Genomic DNA, 1,401 nt, shown 5'->3' on the forward strand with positions numbered 1-1,401 from the left:
TGGTGAGGGAGCAGGACGTCCCGGGCTTCACGCGGCTGAGCAACGCCGGCAACGGCAAGGACGTCCTGGTGACCACCGGGAACGGCTGGGAGGTGTTCTCCACCGGCATCCAGGCCAAGGCCCACGGCGATCACGTCCACCACTACGAGTCCGCGCCCGGCATGACCGGCGTGACGTTCCCGGGTGAGCACCCCGGCCACGTCGTCACCCACAACGGCAGGACCACCCTCTTCGGGGACGGCACGGGCGCGATCCGGACCTTCGACTCGGCCCACCTGGACAAGGCGACCCCGGACCTCATGCCCGTCATGACGGAGGCCGAGACCGAGGACCCGCACCACGGCGTGGCGCTCGAGCTCTCCGACGGCACCCTCTTCACCACGCAGGGCACCGAGGACTCCCGCAACACGCTCCAGGTGATCGACCCGAAGACCAGCGAGGTCACGGCCGAGACCGACGACTGCCCCGGCAGCCACGGCGAGGCCGCGGCCCAGCCGACGGAGGCGGGCGACGTCGTCGTGATGGGATGCGAGAACGGGCCCGTCGTGTACCGGGACGGCGAGTTCCACAAGGTGGACGTCGAGACCGAGTATCAGCGCTCCGGGAACCTGTTCGGGCTGCATGACTCGCCCATCGTCCTGGGTGATCACAAGGTCGAGGAGGAGCCGGAGGAGGCCGTCGAGCGGCCCACGGCGATCGCCCTCATCGACACCCGCACCGATGAGCTCACCACCGTGGACCTCGGCTCCTCCTACTGGTTCCGCTCGCTCGGCCGCGCCGAGGACGGTTCCGCGGTCGTGCTGACCTACGACGGCGAGGTCACCGTGATCGACGAGGAGACCGGTGAGGTCACCGCCGAGTACCCGGTGATCGAGCCGTGGAAGGAGAAGGACGAGTGGCAGGAGCCCGGCCCGATCCTCAAGGTGGCCGGGAACACCGCCTACGTCACCGACGCGGAGGCCCAGAAGCTCGTGGCCGTCGACCTGGAGACCGGTGAGACCGTCCTGGAGAAGGACCTGGAGTTCGCCCCGGTCGAGATGGCCGTGGTCACCGGCGAGCCCGAGTCCGTGAAGCCCGAGGAGGGCGCTGATGCCGAGTCCGGCCACGACGAGCACGCCGACCACGATCACGGCCACGAGTCCGACGAGCACACCGACCACGATCACTGATCAGGTCGGGCCAGGGGAGCGGGGGTCAGCGCCGCGCGGCCGTGGCCCCCGCCGGCACCGGGTCCGACGCATCGGCGGGGTGTCCGAGGCGCGGGGCGGACGGCTGGAGCGCGAACACGAGCAGCGTGAGCGGGCCGACGAACGGCACCAGCCCGAGGAACAGCCACGCGCGGCTGAAGCCGGCGTCGTGGAGGCGCCGGGCGAGCAGGGCGAGCGGGGGGAGTGCGTGCGT

Annotated in this window: 2 protein-coding genes; one reads left to right on the forward strand and one right to left on the reverse strand. The window is 70.9% G+C overall.

Features of this window, described 5'->3' with window-relative positions:
* Window positions 1–1,169, forward strand: a 1,169-nt coding sequence (locus tag ACFWJO_RS39215; RefSeq protein WP_386873015.1) for a hypothetical protein, incomplete at its 5' end; no start/stop codon positions are given.
* Window positions 1,170–1,194: 25 nt separating this feature from the next.
* Here the strand turns inward: ACFWJO_RS39215 and ACFWJO_RS39220 are convergent.
* On the reverse strand, window positions 1,195–1,401 hold a 207-nt coding region (locus tag ACFWJO_RS39220), incomplete at its 5' end, for a DUF805 domain-containing protein (RefSeq protein WP_386873017.1).

Source organism: Streptomyces sp. NPDC127092 (genome assembly GCF_042722475.1).
Lineage (GTDB): Bacteria > Actinomycetota > Actinomycetes > Streptomycetales > Streptomycetaceae > Streptomyces.